Source organism: Microbacterium sp. LWH13-1.2 (assembly GCF_038397735.1).
GTDB lineage: Bacteria > Actinomycetota > Actinomycetes > Actinomycetales > Microbacteriaceae > Microbacterium.
Map to the genome: position 1 here is coordinate 2,867,147 of NZ_CP151635.1, position 21,774 is coordinate 2,888,920.

The 21,774-nt window shown below is 69.3% G+C and carries 15 protein-coding genes; 6 read left to right on the forward strand and 9 right to left on the reverse strand.

Annotation, left to right across the window (positions count from 1 at the left end; genetic code table 11):
- Positions 1-18 precede the first annotated feature (18 nt).
- Positions 19-6,051 (reverse strand): pullulanase-type alpha-1,6-glucosidase, encoded by a 6,033-nt coding sequence (pulA, locus tag MRBLWH13_RS13835; protein ID WP_341955528.1) that lies wholly within the window; start codon positions 6,049-6,051, stop codon positions 19-21.
- A gap of 420 nt (positions 6,052-6,471) precedes the next feature.
- On the reverse strand, positions 6,472-7,656 hold the full coding sequence (locus MRBLWH13_RS13840; RefSeq protein WP_341955529.1) for a thiolase family protein: 1,185 nt from the start codon (positions 7,654-7,656) through the stop codon (positions 6,472-6,474).
- Positions 7,657-7,857: 201 nt separating this feature from the next.
- On the opposite strand from MRBLWH13_RS13840, the gene MRBLWH13_RS13845 reads away from it, so the two are divergent.
- Positions 7,858-8,445, forward strand: a complete 588-nt coding sequence (locus MRBLWH13_RS13845) for an antibiotic biosynthesis monooxygenase (protein ID WP_341958322.1) — start codon at positions 7,858-7,860, stop codon at positions 8,443-8,445.
- Positions 8,446-8,619: 174 nt separating this feature from the next.
- Here the strand turns inward: MRBLWH13_RS13845 and MRBLWH13_RS13850 are convergent, their stop codons facing one another.
- Entirely contained in the window at positions 8,620-9,519 is a 900-nt protein-coding gene (locus MRBLWH13_RS13850; RefSeq protein WP_341955530.1) for a LysR family transcriptional regulator, read from the reverse strand.
- Between the two features lie 94 nt (positions 9,520-9,613).
- On the opposite strand from MRBLWH13_RS13850, the gene MRBLWH13_RS13855 reads away from it, so the two are divergent.
- The gene (locus MRBLWH13_RS13855) at positions 9,614-10,279 is read left to right on the forward strand and encodes a type 1 glutamine amidotransferase domain-containing protein (RefSeq protein ID WP_341955531.1); all 666 of its coding nucleotides are present in this window, start codon (positions 9,614-9,616) and stop codon (positions 10,277-10,279) included.
- Between the two features lie 111 nt (positions 10,280-10,390).
- On the opposite strand, the gene MRBLWH13_RS13860 is transcribed toward MRBLWH13_RS13855, so the two are convergent.
- The 5 genes from MRBLWH13_RS13860 to MRBLWH13_RS13880 all read right to left on the reverse strand — a co-directional run bounded on the left by MRBLWH13_RS13860 (position 10,391) and on the right by MRBLWH13_RS13880 (position 16,452).
- Positions 10,391-11,350: an aldose 1-epimerase family protein gene (locus tag MRBLWH13_RS13860; protein WP_341955532.1), complete on the reverse strand. Its 960-nt coding sequence runs from the start codon at positions 11,348-11,350 to the stop codon at positions 10,391-10,393.
- Complete coding sequence (gene araA / locus MRBLWH13_RS13865; RefSeq protein ID WP_341955533.1) at positions 11,350-12,873, reverse strand: L-arabinose isomerase; 1,524 nt, start codon at positions 12,871-12,873, stop codon at positions 11,350-11,352. Before araA ends, MRBLWH13_RS13860 begins: the two co-directional genes overlap by 1 nt.
- Positions 12,874-12,942: 69 nt before the next feature.
- Complete coding sequence (locus tag MRBLWH13_RS13870) at positions 12,943-14,562, reverse strand: FGGY-family carbohydrate kinase (protein WP_341955534.1); 1,620 nt, start codon at positions 14,560-14,562, stop codon at positions 12,943-12,945.
- On the reverse strand, positions 14,559-15,296 hold the full coding sequence (locus MRBLWH13_RS13875) for an L-ribulose-5-phosphate 4-epimerase (RefSeq protein ID WP_341955535.1): 738 nt from the start codon (positions 15,294-15,296) through the stop codon (positions 14,559-14,561). The genes MRBLWH13_RS13870 and MRBLWH13_RS13875 overlap by 4 nt, the downstream gene beginning before the upstream one ends.
- Positions 15,297-15,438: 142 nt before the next feature.
- On the reverse strand, positions 15,439-16,452 hold the full coding sequence (locus MRBLWH13_RS13880; RefSeq protein ID WP_341955536.1) for a LacI family DNA-binding transcriptional regulator: 1,014 nt from the start codon (positions 16,450-16,452) through the stop codon (positions 15,439-15,441).
- Positions 16,453-16,509: 57 nt separating this feature from the next.
- Here MRBLWH13_RS13880 and MRBLWH13_RS13885 point away from each other — a divergent pair, with 57 nt between their 5' ends.
- Positions 16,510-17,355: an NAD(P)-dependent oxidoreductase gene (locus MRBLWH13_RS13885; protein WP_341955537.1), complete on the forward strand. Its 846-nt coding sequence runs from the start codon at positions 16,510-16,512 to the stop codon at positions 17,353-17,355.
- 36 nt (positions 17,356-17,391) lie between these two features.
- On the opposite strand, the gene MRBLWH13_RS13890 is transcribed toward MRBLWH13_RS13885, so the two are convergent.
- Positions 17,392-18,414: a LacI family DNA-binding transcriptional regulator gene (locus MRBLWH13_RS13890; RefSeq protein ID WP_341955538.1), complete on the reverse strand. Its 1,023-nt coding sequence runs from the start codon at positions 18,412-18,414 to the stop codon at positions 17,392-17,394.
- 190 nt (positions 18,415-18,604) lie between these two features.
- Between MRBLWH13_RS13890 and MRBLWH13_RS13895 the strand changes: the two genes are divergently transcribed.
- The 3 genes from MRBLWH13_RS13895 to MRBLWH13_RS13905 all read left to right on the forward strand — a co-directional run bounded on the left by MRBLWH13_RS13895 (position 18,605) and on the right by MRBLWH13_RS13905 (position 21,774).
- On the forward strand, positions 18,605-19,900 hold the full coding sequence (locus MRBLWH13_RS13895; RefSeq protein WP_341955539.1) for a sugar ABC transporter substrate-binding protein: 1,296 nt from the start codon (positions 18,605-18,607) through the stop codon (positions 19,898-19,900).
- Positions 19,901-19,972: 72 nt separating this feature from the next.
- Complete coding sequence (locus MRBLWH13_RS13900; RefSeq protein ID WP_341955540.1) at positions 19,973-20,878, forward strand: sugar ABC transporter permease; 906 nt, start codon at positions 19,973-19,975, stop codon at positions 20,876-20,878.
- A 5-nt stretch (positions 20,879-20,883) separates the two neighbouring features.
- Positions 20,884-21,774 carry a carbohydrate ABC transporter permease gene (locus MRBLWH13_RS13905; RefSeq protein WP_194762532.1) on the forward strand — a complete coding sequence of 297 codons (891 nt, stop codon included), beginning with the start codon at positions 20,884-20,886 and terminating at the stop codon, positions 21,772-21,774.

A 21,774-nucleotide genomic window follows, 5' to 3' on the forward strand; every position in this document is an offset into this window, starting at 1 on the left:
CATCCGGTCTTCGTCGTTCTAGTAGACGATCACGGGCAGGCTGCGAGGGCCGCGGGAGTCCTGCCACGGCTCCGTGCCGTCGAATCGCACCGTGAGCAGGTGGATCCCCCGGCCGAGCTTCGGCACCGAGACCGTGGCCCTGCCCTTGTCAGCCGACGTCAGCTCGACCGTCGCGACGATCCTTCCGCGGTCATGCACCGTCACGGTTCCCACCGGGGCCGTGCCATCGTCGGCGGTGACGGTCACCTTGACCGCGGCGCTCTTGCCCGCCTTCACCAGCACATCGGACGAGGCACGCACGCGGGTGTCGATCGGCTGCACCTGGTCGTCGACGAGCACGGCGACCGAGCGGGCGGGGATGGTCACGGTGCCGGTCGCGGCATCCCACGTCGTGGTCTTGACCACGGCATCCGCTCCGTTCGCCTGGGCCGGCGTCAGGGCGAACGAGCGTCCGGCCAGGCCTGCCACCGTCTGCGTGACCGGCGCGGGTGAGGAGTTGAAGGCGACGAGCGCCCCGTCGAGCTCGGCGTCGGCATCAGGACCGACCAGATCGTCGATCTGCATCAGGATCACGCCCGGCGCTGCGGCCTCTCCGCCGTTGGGGAAGGTGACCTTCTGCTGGATCAGCTCGGCGGAGCCGAGACGCAGCAGGTCGACCTCCTCGCGCACCCGCAGCAGATCGAGGGCGGATGCCTCGGCTGCCGCCATGTCGGCGGGCGCCGGCTTGAGCGCGGGATCGGCGAGCAGCGGCGCCATGATCGGCCACTTCTCCTCGTTGTCGGCTGCGGTCGGGAGCCCGGATCCGAAGGTCGACTCCTGACCCGTCCAGTCGATGCGGTTGAACCAGTCGCCCGAGTTGTAGCTGTTGCGGTCGAGTGATTTCGATCGCAGCAGCTCGGTACCGGCGTGCCAGAACGACGGCGACTGCGAGAGCGTCACCGTCGCGAGCTCCAGAGTGTTCATGCGCACCCGATCGGCCATCGACGTATCGACGGGGAGCTTCAGCACCGAGAGGTCGTAGAGGGTCTCGTTGTCGTGCGCGTCGACGTAGTTGATCACCTCGTCGGGCTGATCGGCATAGCCTGCCGCCGAGCCTCGGTAGTCGATGGCCTCGCCTGCCGTGACCGCGCCGTCGCTCGTCGTGAACGAGAAGTCGCGCAGATTGCCCGCGAGCCCGAGCTTGACCAGATCGGTCTCGTGCCCGAGGTCGGCGAGAGCCTGCTCGACGGTTCCGTTGATCGGATCGCCGTTCGGATCGGTGCCGAGCCCCGTGCCGAAGCCCTGGCGGAACGTCGACGACGAGTCGACCGGGCTGCCGCCGTGCACAGCATCGCGCAGCCGGTCGTTGAACGTCCCGATGCCCGTGCCGCCGAGCTGGCCCTGTGTGGCCTGCTCGAACAGGCCGTTGTCGGCGACCTCACCGAAGTTCCAGCCCTCGCCGTACAGGTGGATCGCGGATCCGTCGATGCCATCCTTGTTCAGAGTCAGCGCGTCGAGTGCGTCACGGATGGCCTGCATGTTCGTCGTCGAGTGATGGCCCATGAGGTCGAACCGGAAGCCGTCGACCTTGTAGTCGCGGGCCCAGGTCACGACCGAGTCGACCATGAGCTTCTCTGCGGCGAGGTGCTCGGTCGCGACGTTCTGACAGCACGTCGATGTCTCGACGCCGCCTGCCGCATTGAGGCGGTGGTAGTAGCCCGGAACGACCTGGTCGAGCACCGACTTCTCGGCCTGACCGGATGCCGCGGTGTGGTTGAACACCTGATCGAGCACCACCTGCAGGTCCATGGCGTGCAGAGCACCGACCATCGACCGGAACTCGCTCACCCGTGCGCCGCCCTCGGCGTTCACGGCGTACGAACCCTCAGGGGTCGAGAAATGGTACGGGTCGTAGCCCCAGTTGAACGCGTCGGCATCGGCAACCGCCTGAATGCACGCCTGCTGCGCCGAATCGGCAGGGCCGAACGAGGCGAGGTCGCAGTCGGGCAGCGCCTGTGCCGCTCGGTCTTCCTCGATCGATGCGATGTCGAACGACGGCAGCAGATGCACGGTGTTGATGCCGGCATCCGCGAGCTGCTTCAGCTGGTCGGTGCCCGCGCTGTCGCGGGTGAAGGCCAGATAGGTGCCGCGCTCCGCGGCCGGAACCGTCTCGTCGCTGATCGAGAAGTCCCTGATGTGCAGCTCGTAGATCGCGCGGTCGACCGCTCGCTCCACGATCGGCGACGTCGTCTTCTGCCACTGCTTCGGCTGCCAGGCCTTGTCATCGAGATCGATGGCCACCGAGCGCTCCGAGTTCAGCGTGAGGGCGGTCGAGTACGGGTCGGTGACCCGGTTCGTCTCGATCACGCCGGTGGTCGGAGCGTAGACGACGACCTCCCAGAGGAACTCGTCACCCTTGAGGCCCTTCGCGCCCGCGACCGACCACACACCGGAGGCCGCATCCCACGTGGCCTCGTGACGCACGGGGTCGCCCTCAGCGCCCTCGTTCCAGGTGAGCAGCGTCGCGCTCTGCGCGGTCGGCGCCCACAGTCGGAACGTCGGCTTCTTGCCCGAGAACGTCACGCCGAGGTCGGCATCGTCGAGTGCAGCCGCGTAGACGTCGTCGAGCACACCCGCGATCTGCACGCCGGTGAACGCGGTGAGCGTGCCCGCCTCGTCGCGCTGGGCGACCGCGAGCTGCGTGCGCAGCAGCGTCGCGGCATCCGCATCGGTCACTCGCAGGGCGAGGTAGCCGTCGAGCGCCGGGAATCGGGCGAGCTGATCATCGGTCAGGCCGCTCTCGATCACCTCCAGCGCGATCGGCTCGGCGCCGGCGATGTCGCCGTCGACCACCGTGAGTGAGGCGTCGGACGACGAGTGCAGCTGGTAGGCCGCCTTGTCGACCGACCCGAGGGTCGCCGGCCAGGCGATCGTCTCGGCATCGACCCACTGCGCGCGCTGCTCCCCCGTGCCGGGGAGCTGCGGGGTGTCGCTGCCGACCTCGAGGACGTGCGTCGCCAGCGTGTAGCGGAACGATGTCACCATGCCCTCGGTGGCGCTGAACGAGATGTTCGCGCCGCCCGGCACGCCGTCGGCCCCGTAGTTCTCGGCCCAGCTCAGACCGTGCGCCACCTTGAGTTCATACGCGCCGGTCGGCAGATCCGCCGTCGAGAACTCGTAGACGCCGTCACGGTCGCCGTCGGCCATCAAGGTGCCGAGGCAGTCGGGCGACCAGTCGGCGGCGCAGCCGAGCTCGTCCTGCAGGGAGCCCGGGAGCGTCACGATGGGTCCGTCGGCCGTGGTCTGCACGATGTTCGTGCGCGGGTCGAAGTAGAAGGTGATCGGCCCGCCCGCATGGGTGAGAGTGACGTTCGCGCCGTCGGGCACGCCGTTCGCTCCGTAGTTGATCGCCCAGCTGCCGTTCACCGCGGCCTTGTACTCGTAGTCGCCCGCCGGCAGGTCGAAGGTCCCCGCCCACACACCGTCGGCACGAACGGTCAGCTTCGCCTTCTCGCACGCCGGATCCCAGTCGCCTGCGCAGCCCATCTCGGAGTTGAGGCTGCCGGGCACCGTCACCATGTCGATCGGCGACTCGGGCTCCTCGCCCACTTCGAGCGTCACGGCGTTGCCGACCGATGCGTAGGTCGAGGCGGCGGCGTGGTTACCGGCGGCATCCGTCGTCACTGCCCGGTACTCGATCAGGGTGCCGTTCGCGAGGTCGCGGATGTCGTGGAAGACCCGGGGATCCGTGTCCTCCGCCGTGCCGAGGGCCTGCCACTCGTCAGAGCCGACGACGCGCCAGGCGAAGCTGGTCTGCGCCCACTGATCGGCGATGTCGGCCTGCACGGCGGACTGCCCGGCGACACCGGCTCCGGCGGTCGGCACGGACACCTCGACGGATGCCGCCTCGGTCGGCGCCGTGACGGTGGAGTCGGCCTTCCAGACCACGGCCGAGAGAGCGGGCACCGTGATCGACGCAGCCGCACCGGCATCCGTGGTGAGGGGTGCGGCGTCGCCGTAGAGCACCTCGTACGACGCGTCGGCGGTCAGCGTCGCGAGGTCGACCGTCTGCGCGGTCGCGGCGTTGTTCACCGCGACCAGGTACTCGACCTTGTCGTCGGCATCCACCCGCGAGAAGGCATAGACACCGGCGCCGGACGCCGCGTAGCGCTCGATCTGCGCGCCTTCGCCGAGAGCCGGGTTCGACTCGCGGAGCTCTGACAGCGCGGCGATGTGCTCGTAGAGCGCGGCATCCGTCGCGTAGCGGTCGACGGAGCCTGCCTGCTCGCCGGTGATGAGGTTCTGATCGGCGTACTCGGCCACCTGGGTGGCGAACAGCGACTGCCTGGCGTTCTTGTCGCCGCCGGCGCCCGTGAATCCCTGCTCGTCGCCGTAGTAGACGACGGGCTGGCCGCGGGTGAGGAACATGAGCTCGTGCGCCAGCTCGTCGCGCTGCAGCGGAGCATCCGTCGACTGCAGGAAGGATCCGACCCGGCCCATGTCGTGGTTGCCGAGGAAGGTGGGCAGGGCGGTCGACGACGAATCGGGCGTCGTATAGCGGTCGTCGCCCGCGAACAGCGACTGCAGCCCCCTGGCCGAGTTGCCGGACGCATAGCTGACGGCCGACGACTGGAAGGTGAAGTCGAGGATCGAGTTCATGTCGGTGTCTCGCACGTACGGGGCGAGCTTCACCGGATCGGCGTCGTAGACCTCGCCGAACATGAAGAAGTCGTCGTTGCCCGTCTCGTGCGCGTAGTCGAGGACGTCGGCGGTCCACTTCTCCCAGAACTCGAAGTTCACGTGCTTGACGGTGTCGATGCGGAAGCCGTCGATGCCCAGGTCGATCCACTTGTCGTACACCTCGACGAAGCCGTTGACGACGGTCGGGTGCTCGGTCATCAGGTCGTCGAGCCCGTCGAAGTCGCCGTAGGTGACCGACTCGCCCGACCAGGTCGAGTTGCCGCGGTTGTGGTACAGCGTCGGGTCGTTCAGCCAGGCCGGCACCTTGACGTCGGTCTCGCTGTCGGCCACCACCGGCGTGTACGGGAAGCTGGTTGCCGGGTCGAGCTCGGGGAAGCCGTCGGTGCCCGCGTGGTCGGCAGGGTCGAACGTCGCGCCCGCGGCATCGGTGTAGGGGCTCGTCGCCTGGTCGATGTAGGAGTACTGGCCCTCGGTGTAGTCGATCACGTCGGCCGTGTGGTTCGTGATGATGTCGAAGTACACCTTGATGCCGCGGTCGTGGGCCTCGGCGATCAGCGCCTGCAGCTCTTCATTGGTGCCGAGGTGGGGGTCGATGCGCGTGAAGTCGGTGATCCAGTAGCCGTGGTATCCGGCCGAGGCGTTCTCCCCCTCGCCCTGCACCGGTTTGTTGGCGAAGCTCGGCGTCAGCCAGATCGCCGACGTGCCCAGCCCCTCGATGTAGTCGAGGTTGTCGCGGATTCCGGCGATGTCACCACCCTGGTAGAAGCCCTTGTCGGTGGGGTCGAACCCGGTCGTGAGCCGGTCGCCCTCGAGTCCGCCGGTGTCGTTGGAGGTGTCGCCGTTCGCGAAACGATCCGTCATCACGAAGTAGAACTGCTCGCCGGCCCCGGCCTGGCGTGCCGGGCTCTTGACGAGCGCATCATCGTCTGACGTGTAGCCGCCGCGCAACTCGGTCGCCTCGAGACCCACCCGCTTGAGGGTGTCGTCGAACGTGAAGCGCAGGGTCGTCGGGCCCGCGATCGTGAGGGGGATGTCGTCGGCGCCGCCATCGAGGCCGTACGCCTCGTCCCATGTGTCGTTCAGGGCGACCTTGTACTGCCAGGTGCCCGCGGGGACATCGAACTCGGCCGAGTAGACGCCCTCGGCACCCGTGGGCTCGAGCTCGGTCTCGGCGCAGGCGGGAGCCCAGTCGGCCGCGCAGCCGAGCTCGGACTGCAGCGAGCCGACAAGGGCCACCGTCCGATCGGCGGCCGAGGCGGATGAGCCCCCGAGGGCGCCGTCCGCACCGAATCCCGAGACGACGAGGGCGGTGGCGGCGAGGAGGGCGAGCGGACGTGAGGCGGTCGTCTTCGACCGAGCCGGCTTGAACAAGTGATGCTCCCTGGGTGGCGCGGACACGACGACGTGTCCGAAGGCTTGCGAGTGAAGCTAGCAGGGCGGGAGTGAAGACTGCAAGCGCTTGCAGTGGGGCTATGGCGAAAAGTCAGGGATGTAGAGGATACTGCTGGCCGAAAGTCGCAAGCGCTTCCAGGCGCCGGCATCCGCGCCGATGAGGATTTATCGCCGCGTTCACCGTCCGGACACCTTCGCCGACTAGAAATGCAGATGCGCGGACACAGACTCAGACCGGATCGGGTAGTCACGTCATCCGCGCACCACGGTGAGCGTCTGCTCCCGTTGCGGTGACACACCGCGAAGGACCCCCGCCGAATCGGGTCGGCGGGGGTCTTCTCTGTCGTGCCCGTCTTGGCTGTCCCCGGGCGGGAGGATCAGTCGGGCCGGAGGCAGGGGCTACAGCCGCTCGATGATCGTCGCGTTCGCCATGCCGCCGCCCTCGCACATGGTCTGCAGGCCGAATCGCCCTCCGACCGCGTCGAGCTGGTCGATGAGGGTTCCGAGCAGGCGGGTGCCCGACGAGCCGAGAGCGTGCCCCAGGGCGATCGCCCCTCCGCGCGGGTTGAGCTTTGCGGCATCCGCCCCGACCTCGGCCGCCCAGGCGAGCGGCACCGACGCGAAGGCCTCGTTGACCTCGTACGCGTCGAGGTCGCCGATCGAGAGTCCGGTGCGCTCGAGGATGCGACGTGTGGCGGGGATCGGGCCGGTGAGCATCATGAGCGGGTCGTCTCCGACCACCGCGAACGCGTGGAATCTCGCCCGAGGCGTGAGCCCGAGGGCGTCGGCGCGCTCGGCGCTCATCAGCAGGGCGGCGGATGCTCCGTCGGTGAGCGGCGAGGAGTTGCCGGGGGTGATGCGCCAGTCGACCTCGGGGAAGCGAGCGGCGAGCGCGTCGGTGCGGAACGCCGGGTTCAGCCCCGCGAGCCCCTCGGCCGTCGTGCCCGCGCGGACGGTCTCGTCGGCGACGGCATCCGGGGCCTCCGCGACAGGGATGACCGTGCGGTCGAAGAACCCCTCGGCCCAGGCATCCGCCGCACGGCGATGCGACTCGGCGGCGTACTCGTCGAGCACGGCACGATCGAGGCCCCAGCGCGCGGCGATGAGCTCGGCCGAGACGCCCTGGTTCACGAGGCCTTCGGGGTATCGCTCCCGCAGTCGCGGCGACATCGGGCTTCCGCCGGCCGCAGACGACCCGAGGGGCACGCGGCTCATCGACTCGACACCGCCGACGATGACCGCGTCGTAGGCGCCGGCGATGATCCCCTGCGCGGCGAAGTGCACCGCCTGCTGGCTCGACCCGCACTGGCGGTCGATCGTCGCGGCGGGGATCGACTCGTCGAACCCGGCCGCGAGCACGGCCTGTCTGGCGATGTTCGACGACTGGTCTCCCACCTGACTCACACAGCCGAGCAGCACGTCGTCGATCTGCCGCGATTCGAGGCCGCTGCGTTCGAGGACCGCAGCGAGTGCTCCGGCCGCGAGATCGACCGGATGCACGCCCGACAGGGCACCACCCGGCTTGCCCCGCCCGACGGGGGTGCGGACGACATCGATCAGGACGGCTTCGCTGCGCGTGCTCATGCGTCCCATTCTCTCCCTGTCGCGGAGTCAGGGGCGGATGCCGTCTGCATCGGAGCGACGGATGCCGCCTTCGCGCGCCGCGAAAACGAGCGGTGACCCACTGCATCCGAAATACAATCGTTGATGCGCCCGCACCCCGGCGCATCCCCCACCGTCGAGGCGCCCGTGACCCGGGCGACCGCACTCTCCGAGGACCGCACCATGTCCAGCGAACCCATCACCGTCTCCATCCGCCGCGAGGTCGACCCCGAGCATGTGGCCGCCGCCACGGCCTGGGTGCAGACCGGCGTGAACCTCGCCCACCGGTATCCGGGATTCCTCGGATCAGGATGGGTGCGCGACGGCGAGGACTCGCACGTCTGGCACATGCTCTATCGCTTCACCGACGAGAAGTCGCTGATCGCCTGGGAGCAGTCCGGTGAGCGCGAGTGGTGGAAGTCGACCGGCGACCAGTTCGTGCGCAGCGAGCGCGTGAAGCGCCGCACCGGCATCGAGGGCTGGTTCGACGAGCCGACCACCGACACGATCACCCTGCCCCGCGCCGACGGATCGACGACCACGGTCGCGATGGTCAGCACTCCCCCGCGGTGGAAGCAGGCCGTGTCGATCTGGCTCGGATTCTTCCCCGTCAACCTCGCCTTCACCTATGCGATGAGCCCGGTTCCCGGCTGGAACGAGCTGCCGATCTGGCTGCGCGTGCTGGCGACGACAGCGGTATTGACCCCGATCATGGCCTACTGGGTGCTGCCGTTCGTCACGCGCAGGCTGCGCCGCTGGCTCTCCCGCTGAGGCTGCGCGCTGCCGCGGCTGCCCAGCCGGCGCTGCAGGCGCTGCCATGCGGGGTCAGAAACGCATCGGAATCGAGGGTTTCGGGTGCAGAACTGACCCCACACCGGCAAGCGGATGCAGAACTGTCCCCGCACCGGTCGAGCGGACGCCGATCGGAGGACGATCAGCCGCCGGTCAGAGGCCGACGACCGCCGCGCGCAGCGTGCGCTCGACGAGCGCGACCCCCTCGGACAACGGCCCCGGCCGCCGCACGAGGTGCAGGGTGTTGATGGGCGGGTCATCGGTGTCGCGCAGCACCACGAGTCGGCCCTCGGCGAGTTCGTCGGCGATCAGGTAGGTCGGCAACACCGTCACACCCGCGCCTGCGACGGCAGCGGCGGCGAGCGCGCGCAGATCCGCGACCACGAGTGCGGGCTCTCGCTCGAGACGGATGCCGAAGGTGTGACGCCAATACCGCCGGAGGATCGGGACATCCCGCGCGTAGGCGAGCAGGGGCACCTCGCCGAGAGGATCCGGTCTCAGGTGCGGCGACGGCGCGATCCCCAGCGACGGGGCGGCGACGAGCACGAACTCCTCATCGAAGAACGGCAGGCTGGGCAGCGAGCGACCGCGTGGCCGCACGGCCGAGACCACGAGGTCGAGGCTGCCGACTCTGAGGTCGTCGAGAAGATCATCGGCGAGGCCTGCCGACACGGTGACTCGCAATCCGTCTGCAACGGCCGGCGCGAGAGCGGGCACGGCGACGCGCGCGAGGAACTCGGCAGCTCCGGCCAGGCGCACGATCGGCTGCTCGACGGCCGGACGGCTGCCGAGCGCATCCGCCAATGCGTCGAGAGGACCGGAGACTCGGGCGGCGAGCTCGTCGGCGCGGGGCGTCGGACGGATGCCGCGGGCATGGCGCACGAACAGCGGCTCGCCGACACTCGCCTCCAGCGCCTGAAGCTGCGTGGTCACCGAGGACTGCGCGAGTCCCAGCACGCGCGCGGCAGCGGACACCGAGCCCGATCGGTGCGCCGCGAGGAAGGTGCGCCACAGTCCGAGGTCCTGCAACCCATCGGCAACCCGATTGCTCATATCGGCAATCTATCGGAATCGTTCCCCTGAGATCACGGTTGTCCCGGATATCGCATCCGCACGGCATCCGTCGTCCGACCCTTTGGGAGCATTCATGTCATCCGTCCTCTTCGTCGTCACCGGCGCCCGCACCTGGACCCTCAACGACGGCACCGAGCACCCCACCGGCTACTGGGCAGAAGAGCTGCTCGCGCCCTACCGCCTGCTCACCGAAGCCGGGCACGACGTCGTGTTCGCGACTCCCGGCGGTGTCGAGCCGGTCGCCGACACGGCGAGCCTCGGCGAGGGCGATGCCGCCGCTCTCGCTGAGATCTCGGGGCTCACCACTCCCCTGGTGCTCGCCGACGTCGACAGCGCCGACTACGCGGCGCTCTACTACCCCGGTGGTCACGGCCCCATGCAAGACCTCGCAGTGGATGCCGACTCGGCCGCGCTCATCTCGGCGACCGTCGCCGCCGGCCGCCCGTTGGCCGCCGTGTGCCACGGGCTCGCCGCACTGCTGCCCGCACGCACCGCCACGGGAGAACCGATCGTCGCCGGGCGCCGCATCACCGGCTTCTCCGACGAGGAGGAGCGCATCGGCGGACTCGCCGACCGCGCACCGTTCCTGCTCGAGACCTCGCTGCGCGATCTCGGCGCTGAGGTCGAGGTCACGGATCCCTGGGGCGATCACACCGTCGTCGACGGGCTGCTCATCACCGGCCAGAACCCTCAGTCGTCGGCATCCGCGGCCCACGCTCTGCTCACGGCTCTGGCCTGATCGGAGGGGCGCGGTGCGCATCCGCGACATCCGCGCATCCGCTCTCGCCGCTCCGCCCATGCGGGCCGAAGCGGCGTCGCGCCGAAGCGGCGTCGGGCCGGCCGCCAAGACTCAGACCGCCGCGATGCTCCACGATGCCGCGTGCGCAGCTCCCGGTTCGAGCACGACCAGGTCGGTTCCCGAGTTGAACGCATCCGGCGGGCAGGTCATGGGCTCGACCGCGAGGCCGATGCGGTGGATCGCATCGATCCCGGGGTTGTCGGCCGTGTGCACCTGCACCCACGGACAGCGCTCGTCGAACGTCATCGCGACGCCGGTGCCGGCATCCGTCACGACCCGCACCTCGGCGACGCCTCCCTCGCGGGCGAGCCCGGTGAAGGCATGGTCGATGAAGACGTCGCCGAGCCGGCGCGCAGCGCGGAAGTCCCACTGCGGATGCTCGGCCACACCCTCGAGAGCCACGGGGCTCAGTCGGTCGTCGGTGACGGTCAGCACCTCGGATGCCGGCAGGGTGAGCGTCCAGTCGTCCACCCGCCCCTCGGGGCCGGCGACGAGATACGGATGCGGTCCGGTGCCCCAGGGTGCAGCATCAGCCCCGAGGTTGTGCGCGGTCACGGTCTGACGCAGGCCCTCGGCGTCGATGCGGAACTCGGTCTCGACCTCGACGCGGAACGGGTACCCGGTCTGGGGCTCGATCACGGCGGCGAGCACGACCCGGTCGTCGAGCACGAGACGGTCTTCGAACTCGGCCCAGGCGAGCAGGCCGTGCAGCGCCTGGCCACGGGCGGGCTCGGTGAGAGCCAGCTGGTGCTCGACGCCGCCGAAGGTGTAGCGACCATCGACGATGCGGTTGGGCCACGGCGCGAGGGTGGTGCCGCGGTATCCCGGCCGCACCTCGTCGGCCCCGAACGGTACGACCAGGTCGCGACCTTCGAAGGTCAGCGCCCGCAGCGATGCGCCGACGCTCGCGATGACTGCCTCATAGCCGTGTCCGGCGATGCGCAGCTGTCGACCTGAGCGCGGCCGCGCGGCCGTCGCGAGATCCACGGCAGCAGCAGAACCCTGCGTCATCACAGCCCCTGCGCGAGTCGGTAGTACGCCTGGTTCCAGCGGACCTGCTTCTGGAACTCGGGGAGCGTCGTCGCGTCGTCGATCACGAGCAGCTCGACCTCGGCCATCTCGGCGAAGTCGCGGAAGGCCTCGAGCCCGACGGCCGTCGACATGACGGTGTGGTGCGCGGCACCCGCGGTCAGCCAGGCGGCGGCTGAGGTGGTGAAGTCGGGCTGCGGCTTCCAGACGGCGCGGCCGACCGGGAGCTTCGGCAGCGACTGGCGCGGCGGCACGTTCTCGACCACGTTCGCGGTGAGGCGGAACCGGTCTCGCATGTCGCTGAGCGCGACGACGATCGCCGGGCCCGGGTCGGCGGTGAAGACGAGGCGCACCGGGTCGTCCTTGCCGCCGATGCCCAGCGGGTGGATCTCGAGAGTGGGCTTCGCGGTGGTCAGCGACGGCGAGACCTCGAGCATGTGCGCGCCGAGGATCAGCTCGTCGCCGGGGGTCATGTCGTAGGTGTAGTCCTCCATGAGGCTCGCCCCACCGGGAAGCCCCGCACCCATCACGTTGGCGACGCGCACGAGGATCGCGGTCTTCCAGTCGCCCTCGGCGCCGAAACCGTAGCCCTCGGCCATCAGGCGCTGCACGGCGAGACCGGGCAGCTGCTTGAGCGCACCGAGGTCTTCGAACGAGGTCGTGAAGGCCCCGAAGCCGCCCTCTTCGAGGAACGTCCGCAGACCGATCTCGATCGCGGCACCGTCACGCAGCGACTGGTGGCGGTCGCCTCCGCGACGCAGCTCGGGCACGACCTCGTAGAGCTCTTCGTACTCGGCCACGAGGGCGTCGATCTCGGACTCGGATGCCGCGGCGACGGCATCCGCCAGGTCGTTCACGCCCCAGGTGTTGACCTGCACGCCGAAGCGCAGCTCGGCCTCGGTCTTGTCGCCCTCGGTGACGGCGACGAAGCGCATGTTGTCGCCGAAGCGGGCGAGCTTGAGCGAACGGGATGCCGCGAGACCGGCGGCCGCACGCTGCCAGGTCGCGATCTCCTGGCGCACGCGCGGGTCGCTCACGTGACCGACGACGGTCTTGCGGGGCACGCCGAGGCGCGTCTGGATGTAGCCGAACTCGCGGTCGCCGTGCGCCGCCTGGTTCAGGTTCATGAAGTCGAAGTCGATGTCGGCCCACGGCAGCTCGACGTTCGCCTGCGTGTGCAGATGCGCGAGCGGCTTCTGCAGCACGTCGAGACCGGCGATCCACATCTTCGCGGGGCTGAACGTGTGCATCCATGCGATCAGACCGATGACCCGGTCGTCGGCGTTGGCCTCGAGCGCGGTGCGCTTGATGGCCGCGGCATCCGTCAGCACCGGCTTCCAGACGATCTTCACCGGAACCTCGCCGGCCTCGTCGAGGATGCGGGCGATCTGCTGCGACTGCTCGGCGACCTGCGCGAGGGTCTCGGGGCCGTAGAGGTGCTGACTTCCGGTGAGGAACCAGACCTCGTAGCCGTCGAGCGAGGTGGAGAGCGGGGTGCGGGGCATGAGGGGTCCTTCGGTGTTCCGGTATCAGCGGGGCGAGTTCGCGGGAGAGTTCCGAGTTCGCGGGAGAGTTCAGAGAGCGGTGGTCGCAGCGGCTTCGATCGCGAGGCCCGCGCGGTAGCGGTCGAGGTAGGCGGTGAAGCCGGCGACGTCGGCGGGGTCGGGGTCGGCGACTGCGAGGGATGCCGAGGCGAAGACGTCGCCGTCGAGGTACTCTCCGAGGGTCTGCGTGTCGGCGTGCGCGAGATACGACGCGAGCACGGCGATGCCCCACGCGCCGCCCTCGGAGGCGAGCTCCCCTACAGCGACCGGAGCACCCAGCGCTCCGGCGAGGAAGCGCTGCGCGACTCCCGCGGTGCGGAACATGCCACCGTGCGCGAACATGCGATCGAGTTCGACGCCTTCAGCGGCGAGCACCTGCATCCCGAGCGCGAGCGTTCCGAAGACGCCGTAGAGCTGCGCGCGCATGAAGTTCGCGAGGGTGAAAGCGCTGTCGGGGGTGCGCACGAACAGCGGGCGCCCCTCGGTCAGACCGGCGATCGGCTCGCCGGCGAGGTGGTTGTAGGCGAGCAGGCCACCGGCATCCGCCTCGCCCTCGAGCGCCTCCCGGAACAGGGCATCGAAGACGGCGTCGTCGCTCAGCGGCTGGCCCGCCGCGGCCGAGAAGCGGGTGAAGAGACCCGCCCAGGCGGCGAGCTCGCTGGCGCCGTTGTTGCAGTGCACCATCGCCACGGCGTCGCCCGCGGGAGTCGTGACGAGGTCGAGCTCGTGGTGCACCTCGGCGAGCGGATGCTCCAGCACGACCATGGCGAAGATGCTCGTCCCTGCCGAGACGTTGCCCGTGCGCGGAGACACCGAGTTGGTCGCCACCATGCCGGTGCCGGCGTCGCCCTCGGGCGGGCAGAGCGGGATGCCGGGCCGCAGTGCTCCGGTCGGGTCGAGGAGCGCCGCCCCCTCGGCGGTGAGCGCTCCGGCCGCGGAGCCGGCGGGCAGGACGGTCGGGAGCAGGTCCTTCGCGCGTGCCGGAAGGCGGTGTGCAGCGAGGGCGTCGTACGCCTCCAGCATCCGCACGTCGTAGTCTCCGGTGGTCGAGTCGATCGGGAACATGCCGGATGCGTCGCCGACGCCGAGCACGCGCTCGCCGGTCAGGCGCGTGTGCACGTAGCCCGCGAGGGTGGTGACGAAGTCGAGCCGGGGCACGTGCTCCTCGCCGTCGACGACCGCCTGGTGCAGGTGGGCGATCGACCAGCGCAGCGGGATGTTCACGCCGAGCAGCTCGGTCAGCTCGGCCGCCGCGACACCCGTGTTGGTGTTGCGCCACGTGCGGAACGGCGTGAGCAGCTCGCCCTGCGTATCGAACGCGAGGTACCCGTGCATCATGGCCGAGATGCCGATCGCTCCGAAGGTCTCGGGGCGCACGCCGTGGCGTTCGTGCGCGTCCGCGACGAGACCGGCGTATGCCGCCTGCAGTCCGTTCCAGACCTCGTCGATCGCGTAGGTCCAGAGGCCGTCCTCGAGTCGGTTCTCCCAGGCGAACGATCCGGTGGCGAGCACCTCTGTGGCATCCGACCCGATCAGACAGGCCTTGATGCGCGTCGAGCCGAGCTCGATGCCGAGGCTCGTGCGGCCGGCGGCGATGTCGTCGCGGGCGGTGGTGTTCTCGTCGCGGGGCGTGCCGGTCGTGTCGCTCATCGCCGGGCGTCCGAATTCTGTCCGTAGACGTTCTGGTATCGGTTGAAGAGGCTGTCGATCGCCTCCTGCGGAATCGGGATCAAGGGGCCGGCCTCACGGGCGTAGTGCACGGTGCGCGCCACGTCTTCGACCATGACGGCGGCCTTCACGGCATCCTTCGCGTCGACTCCGATGGTGAAGGGTCCGTGGTTCTGCATGAGCACCGCGCGGCTGCGGTGGCCGGTGAGGTTCTGCACGATGCCGCGGCCGATCGAGTCGTCGCCGATGATCGCGAACGGGCCGACCGGAATCGGTCCGCCGAACTCGTCGGCCATGGCCGTGATGACGCAGGGGATCTCTTCGCCGCGGGCGGCCCAGGCCACGGCGAACGTCGAGTGCGTGTGCACGACGCCGCCGACCTCGGGCATGTGGCGGTAGACGTAGGCGTGAGCTGCGGTGTCGCTCGAGGGCGAACGGTCGCTGCCGGGGGTGCCGGGGATCACGGCGCCGTCGAGGTCGCACAGGATCATGTTCTCGGGGGCGAGGTCGTCGTAGCTCACGCCCGAGGGCTTGATCACGAACAGGTCGGCGCCGGGCACGCGGCCCGAGACGTTGCCGCCGGTCCAGACGACGAGTCCGTAGCGCACGAGTTCGCCGTGCAGACGGGCGACGTCTTCGCGGACGGCCTGGATGGATGCGTCGACCTCAGGGGAGAAGGTGTTCTCATCAGAGAAAGCGGGGGCTTCGTTGCTCACGGATACCTCAGGGTCGTCGGTGGTCACTGTGACCGGTCACAGCAGTGTGACACGGAGATCGGCGGGCCGTCAAGACGTCGGCGACCGCTCGGCGCCCATGCGAACTCGACCCGCATCGCGCCGGCACACACCGTGGCGCCGCTCAGTGCGGCGGCGCGACCGAGTCCCGCGTCACCAGCACCGGCGCCACGGGCGGGAGATCGGATGCCGCAGCTCCGGCGCTCCCTGCCAGCACCGCCGCGACAGCACGGCGCGCCAACTCCGAGAAGTCCTGTCGCACGGTCGTGAGCTTCGGCCAGTAGTAGGCGGCGTCGGGGGTGTCGTCGAAGCCGACCACGCTGATGTCGCCAGGCACGGTGAGCCCGACTTCCTGCAGGCCGCCGAGCAGCCCGAGCGCCATCTGGTCGTTCGCCGCGAAGACCGCCGTCACACCCGAGCGCCGCACGGCGTCGGCCGCCGCGTAACCCGATCCCGCGGTCCAATCGCCCTCGAACACGGGCCCGGGCACCAGTCCGCGAGACGCCAACTCGGCCGCGAACCCCTCGGCGCGGGACTCGGCCTCGAGCCAGTCGGCGGGTCCGGCAAGGTGCGCGATACGCGTGTGTCCGGCGTCGGCGAGTGCCGCGACCGCGAGTCGGGCGCCGGCGGCCTGGTCGACCGAGAGACCACGCGCACCCCGGTCGGCGGCATGGAGGGTCACGACGGGAACGCCGATGCGCACCGCGTCGAGCGCATCGAGGGTGTGGGCGTGGGGCGCGACGACGACGATCCCCTCGACGCCCTGCATCACGAGGTGGTCGACCGCGGCGATGACCGCATCGGCGTCTCCGGCATCCGCGAAGGCCGCACTCAGCCAATAGCCGACCTCGCGGGCCGATGCCTCGAGCGCGGCGATGCTGCGGGAGGGTCCGTAGTGCAGCGCGTCGGTCGCCAGCACCCCGAGGGTGCGGGAGCGCCGGGTGCCCAACGCGCGGGCTGCGTTGTTCATGCGGTAGCCGAGCTCCGCCATCGCGGCCAGCACCCGTTCGCGGGTCTCCGTGGCGACCTCGGGGTGGTCGTTCAGCACCCGCGACACCGTCTGCCGAGACACCCCGGCACGCACGGCGACGTCACGCACGCCGACGGTGCGACGCGGCTCGCTGCTCGTGTCACTCACGCCGACGAGTGTATGCCGAGCGGCCCCGCCGCCTCTCCTTCGTGCCACTCTGGTGACATGCGCATCGCACTCACGGGATCATCGGGCAAGCTCGGCAGCGTCGTCGCGCGGGAACTCCGCGCCCAGGGATACGAGGTCATCGGCATGGATGTCGCGGGCACTCGCGGCCCCGACTTCGTGCAGGTCGACCTCACGGATTACGGCCAGGTCGTGGATGCTTTCACTGCCGTCGGCGACCGGCACGACGGCATCGACGCCGTCGTGCATCTGGGCGCCATCCCGGCCCCCGGCATCCGCAGCGATGTGGCCACGTTCCACAACAACATGCCGGCGACGTTCAACGTGTTCTGGGCGGCGGTGCGCCTCGGCATCCGGCGCGTCGTCTACGCGTCGAGCGAGACGGTGCTGGGCTTGCCGTTCGACGTGCCGCCGCCCTACGTGCCGGTCGACGAGGACTACCCCGCCCGCCCCGAATCGGTCTACTCGCTGGTCAAGACGCTCGAGGAGCAGCTGGCGAGGGAGCTCGTGCGCTGGCACCCCGACCTCTCGATCACGGCACTGCGGTTCTCGAACGTGATGAACCCTGCGGACTACGCCGAATTCCCCGATTTCGATTCCGATGCGCTCCGCCGCAAGTGGAACCTCTGGGGCTACATCGACGCGCGCGACGGCGCGCAGGCAGTGCAGCGCGCGCTCGACGTCGCCGCCCCCGGCTTCGACAACTTCATCATCGCGGCCGCCGACACGGTGATGTCGCGCCCGAACGCCGAGCTCCTCGCCGAGGTCTTCCCCGATGTGCCGGTCGCCCGTGAGTTCGGCCCGAACGAGACCCTGCTGTCGATCGACAAGGCCCGCCGCATCCTGGGGTTCGACCCGCAGCACTCCTGGCGCGACCACGTCTGACCCGGGCGGGGCCGGCCGCCGGCAGGAGGGCGCACGTCAGCGCCGGGCGATGGTCGATCCGCGGATCACGAGACGCACCGGAAGGTGGTGCGCCCCTTCGCCGATGTCGATGCCGTCGATCGCGTCGAACACCCGCAAGGCGGCCTGACGACCGAGCTGCTGCAGGTTCGCGTCGATGCTCGTGAGTTCGGGTCTCGCGTTCGTCGCGAGCACCTCCCAGTTGTCGTAGCCGATCACGGCGAGATCGTCGGGCACAGTGCGCCCGAGGTCGCGCGCCGAGTCCAGAACGCCGCGAGCGATCTGATCGGATCCGCAGAACACGGCGTCGATGTCCGGATGCCGCTGCAGCAGCATCGCCGCGGCGTCGCGCCCCCAGTGCTCGGTCCACTCCGAGAACATCGGCTCGCCCACGAGTTCGAGCCCCGCTTCGCCGAGCGCGGCCCTGGCTCCGGCGAGACGGTCTTGAGCTGCGGCATACGTCGGGTCGCCCGAGATGTGAGCGATGCGCCGACGCCCGCACGCGAGCAGGTGCTCGATCGCGAGTCGCCCGCCCGCATAGTTGTCGGGGGTCAATGAAAGGTCGCGTGGATCGTCCGAGGGGGCGTAGGCGTAGACGACCGGCACAGGGATCTCCTGTCCGAGCGAGGGCCGAGGGTCGGTCTGCCGCCCCACCACGATGATGCCGTCGACTCGGCGGCTGAGCAGCTCGCGCAAGTGATGCTGCTCACGGATCGCGTCGCCTCGCGCGTCGCACAGGAACACGTTGATGCGACCGGCGCCGAAAGCATCCTCGGCACCCATGAGGATCGGCAGCATGAAGCGGCCCTCGAGGTCGCTCGTGAGCAGACCGACGGTTCCGGTGCGTCCGGCGAGCAGTCCGCGCGCCATGGCATTGGGCGTGAAGGAGAGCTCCTCGGCGATCGCACGCACCTTGGCGCGGGTCGCCGCCGATACGTCACCCCGGTCGTTCAGCGCCTTGGAGGCCGTCGAGATCGAGACTCCGGCGCGCGCGGCGACATCGCCGAGGGTCACCGCCCGTGCTGCCGTCGTGTCGCTCATCCCACTCCCTGTTGCTGAAAGGTTATCGGAACGAGGGTTGACGCCCCCGCTGAAACCACGCTATACCTTTCGAAAGGGTTTTCGTAGATTTCGGAGAACCCGATCTCCACCTCATCTCCACACCCGGCGCTGCACTGTCGAAGCGCCGCACCGCACCCGCTCGAGGAAGAGCCCAGAGGAGTCCCCGCCCATGAACACCATCCGCACACACGCCGCGCGACGTGCATCCGCCGCCGTCATCGCGGCCGGCCTGCTGGTCGGCGGTCTCGCCGCCTGCGCACCCGCCGCCGATGAAGCATCGAACGAACCGATCCCCGCCGAGGGCACGGATGACGGCACCACGCTGACGCTGTGGACCCGCGCCCCGATCGAGCGCCAGGCCAAGCTGCTCGTCGACGCCTACAACGCGAGCCACGAGAACCAGGTCGAGCTCACGGTCGTCCCCAACGACGACTACGTCGCCAAGGTCGGCGCGGCGGCCGGGTCCGGCGGACTGCCTGATCTGTTCGCCGCCGACATCGTCTACGTACCCAACTGGGCGCAGCAGGGTCTCTTCCAGGACATGTCCGAGCAGATCGACGCTCTCGACTTCAAGGACGAGATCAACCCTGGCCACCTGTCCGCCGGCACCGTCGACGGCGCCGAGTACGTGCTGCCGTTCGCCCTCGACCTCTCGATGCTCTTCTGGAACAAGGAGCTCTTCGCCGAGGCCGGCCTCGACCCCGAGAAGGCACCAGCCACACTCGAGGAGTTCGCCGAGGCAGCCATGGCCGTGCAGGCGCTGAACAAGCCTGACACCTACGGCACGGCGACCGGCCTCAACTGCGGAGGATGCCTGGTCTTCACCTGGTTCCCCTCGATCTGGGCGTCCGGCGACGAGGTCATGAACGACGACGGCACCGAATCCCTGCTCGACGGCGACTCGGCTCAGGCGGTCTACGACACGTGGGCCGAGCTGCAGGATGCCGGGGCGATCCTCCCCAGCTCGACCGACGAGGCCGGCCCCACCTGGACCGCCGCGTTCAGCGAGGGCAAGGTCGGCGTGATGCCGTTCCCGGCCACGCTCCTCCCCTCCCTCGAGTTCGACGCGGGAGTAGCCGGCATCCCCGGTGTCGACGGCGGCGCCTCGACGTTCGTCGGCGGTGACGGAATCGGCATCTCGAAGGACTCGAAGAAGGCGGCCCAGGCCTGGAACTTCCTCAACTGGATGATGTCGGAGGATGCCCAGGTCGAGGTGCTCGCGAAGGACGGCAACGCCGTCTCGCGCGGCGACCTGGCCGACAACGAGTACGCCGCAGCCGACCCTCGGCTGGTCACGATCAACGAGGTCGCGTCCCAGGGAGACACCCCGGTGGCGCTGAACTTCCAGCAGGCGTTCAACGCTCCGGGCAGCCCGTGGCTCACGCTCGTCCGCAACGCGGTGCTGAACGGCGACGACTCCGTGCCGGCAGACAACGAGGAGATCACCGCGATCCTGTCGCAGTGACCCGTCGCGGGGGCGGCGCCGCGCGCCGCCCCCGCATCCACCTCGTCAGTCCCCCGATTGAAAGAGAACGTGATGACCCAGGCCACACTCCCGCTGCGTCGCCGCAGGCGGCGCACCGCCTTCGGCGGCCCGGTGCAGGGCTGGCTGTACGCGGCCCCGACGGCGATCTTCGTCGCCCTGCTGTTCATCGTGCCGCTCGTGCTGGTGGTGCAGATGTCGGCATCCGACTGGCCGCTGCTGAGCGGCAATCAGCGCATCAACTTCCCCGAGAACTACGCGGATGCCGTCATGCACCGCCTCTTCTGGGACTCGATCCGCTTCACCCTGCTTTACACGGTCATCACGACTGTGATCCTGATCGGCCTGGGGCTCGGCCTGGCCCTGCTGGTGCAGGAGTCGACCCGGTGGAAGGGCTTCCTGCGCACCGCGTTCCTGATCCCGAGCGCCCTCGGCCTGGCATCCGCATCGCTGCTGTTCTACGTGCTGTACTCCCCCATCGCCGGCCCGTTCGCCGAGCTGATGAATTCATGGGGCATCACGTTCCTCGGCACACCGGAGGGCGCGCTGTGGTCGACGATCTTCCTGATCGTCTGGCGCTACGCCGGCTTCTACATGCTGCTGATGCTGGTGGGCCTGCAGGGCATCCCCGACGACGTCTACGAGGCCGCGCGCATCGACGGCGCGAACCGGTGGCAGACGTTCCGCGACATCACGGTGCCCCTGCTCAAGCCGACGTTCGCCCTCACCACGGTGATGTGTGTGACCGGGTCGCTGCTCGCGTTCGAGCAGTTCTACATCCTCACCAAGGGCGGCCCGGACAACAGCACCATGACCGTCGTGCAGCTGATCTACAACGTCGCCTTCCAGGGGCAGAACAGCCTCGGGATAGCCGGCGCCCTCTCGGTGATCGTGCTGCTCGCGCTCATCGTCATCAACGTCTTCCAGCTGCGCGCGTTCCGCCGCACGGATGAGAGCTGAGAACCATGTCCCAGACACTGACACGCACGATCGTCGCCCCGAATCATCAGCCCACCGCACCCCGGTACCGCTCGAAGGCGGCGCGCGTCGTCTTCGGCATCCCGTACTGGGTGTTCACCACAGCTCTCGCGGTGATCTTCCTCTATCCGCTGATCTGGACCGGGGTCTCATCCGTCAGCCCGATGGCCGGCACCAGCCAGACCGACGGCTGGGGCTTCGGCAACTACGCCGCCCTCGGCGAGTACCAGGCCGGCATCTGGGTGTACCTCGGCAACTCGCTCTTCGTCTCGGTGCTCACCGTGGCGCTCACGCTGTTCATCTCGCTGCTGGGCGGCTACGCGTTCGCCCGCTTCTCGTTCCCCGGCAAGAACGCGCTGTTCCTGCTGACTCTCGCGATCCTGATGGTGCCGTACGCGACGCTGCTCATCCCGCTCTACGTGATCCTCAACGCGGTCGGCCTGCAGAACTCGCTCGTCGGCGTCGCGCTGGTGATCACCATGTTCCAGCTGCCGTTCTCGATGTTCATGATGCGCATCTCGTTCGAATCGATCCCGAGAGAGATGGACGAGGCCGCGATGGTCGACGGATGCTCCAGCTGGGGCGCTCTGTGGCGGGTGCTGCTGCCCGCGGTCAAGCCGGGGCTCGTCACGGTCGGGCTGTTCGCATTCCTCACGGCGTGGAACGACTTCATGGCCCCGCTCATTCTCATCAACGACACCAACCGCATGACGCTTCCGCTCGCGGTGGCGAACCTCCGTGGGCAGGTGCAGGGCGTCGTCGACTACGGCGCGACCGAGGCGGGGGTCGTCGTACTGGCGCTCCCCTGCATCCTGCTCTTCCTGATCCTGCAACGACACTACGTGCGCGGCTTCATGTCCGGCGCCTTCAAGGGATGA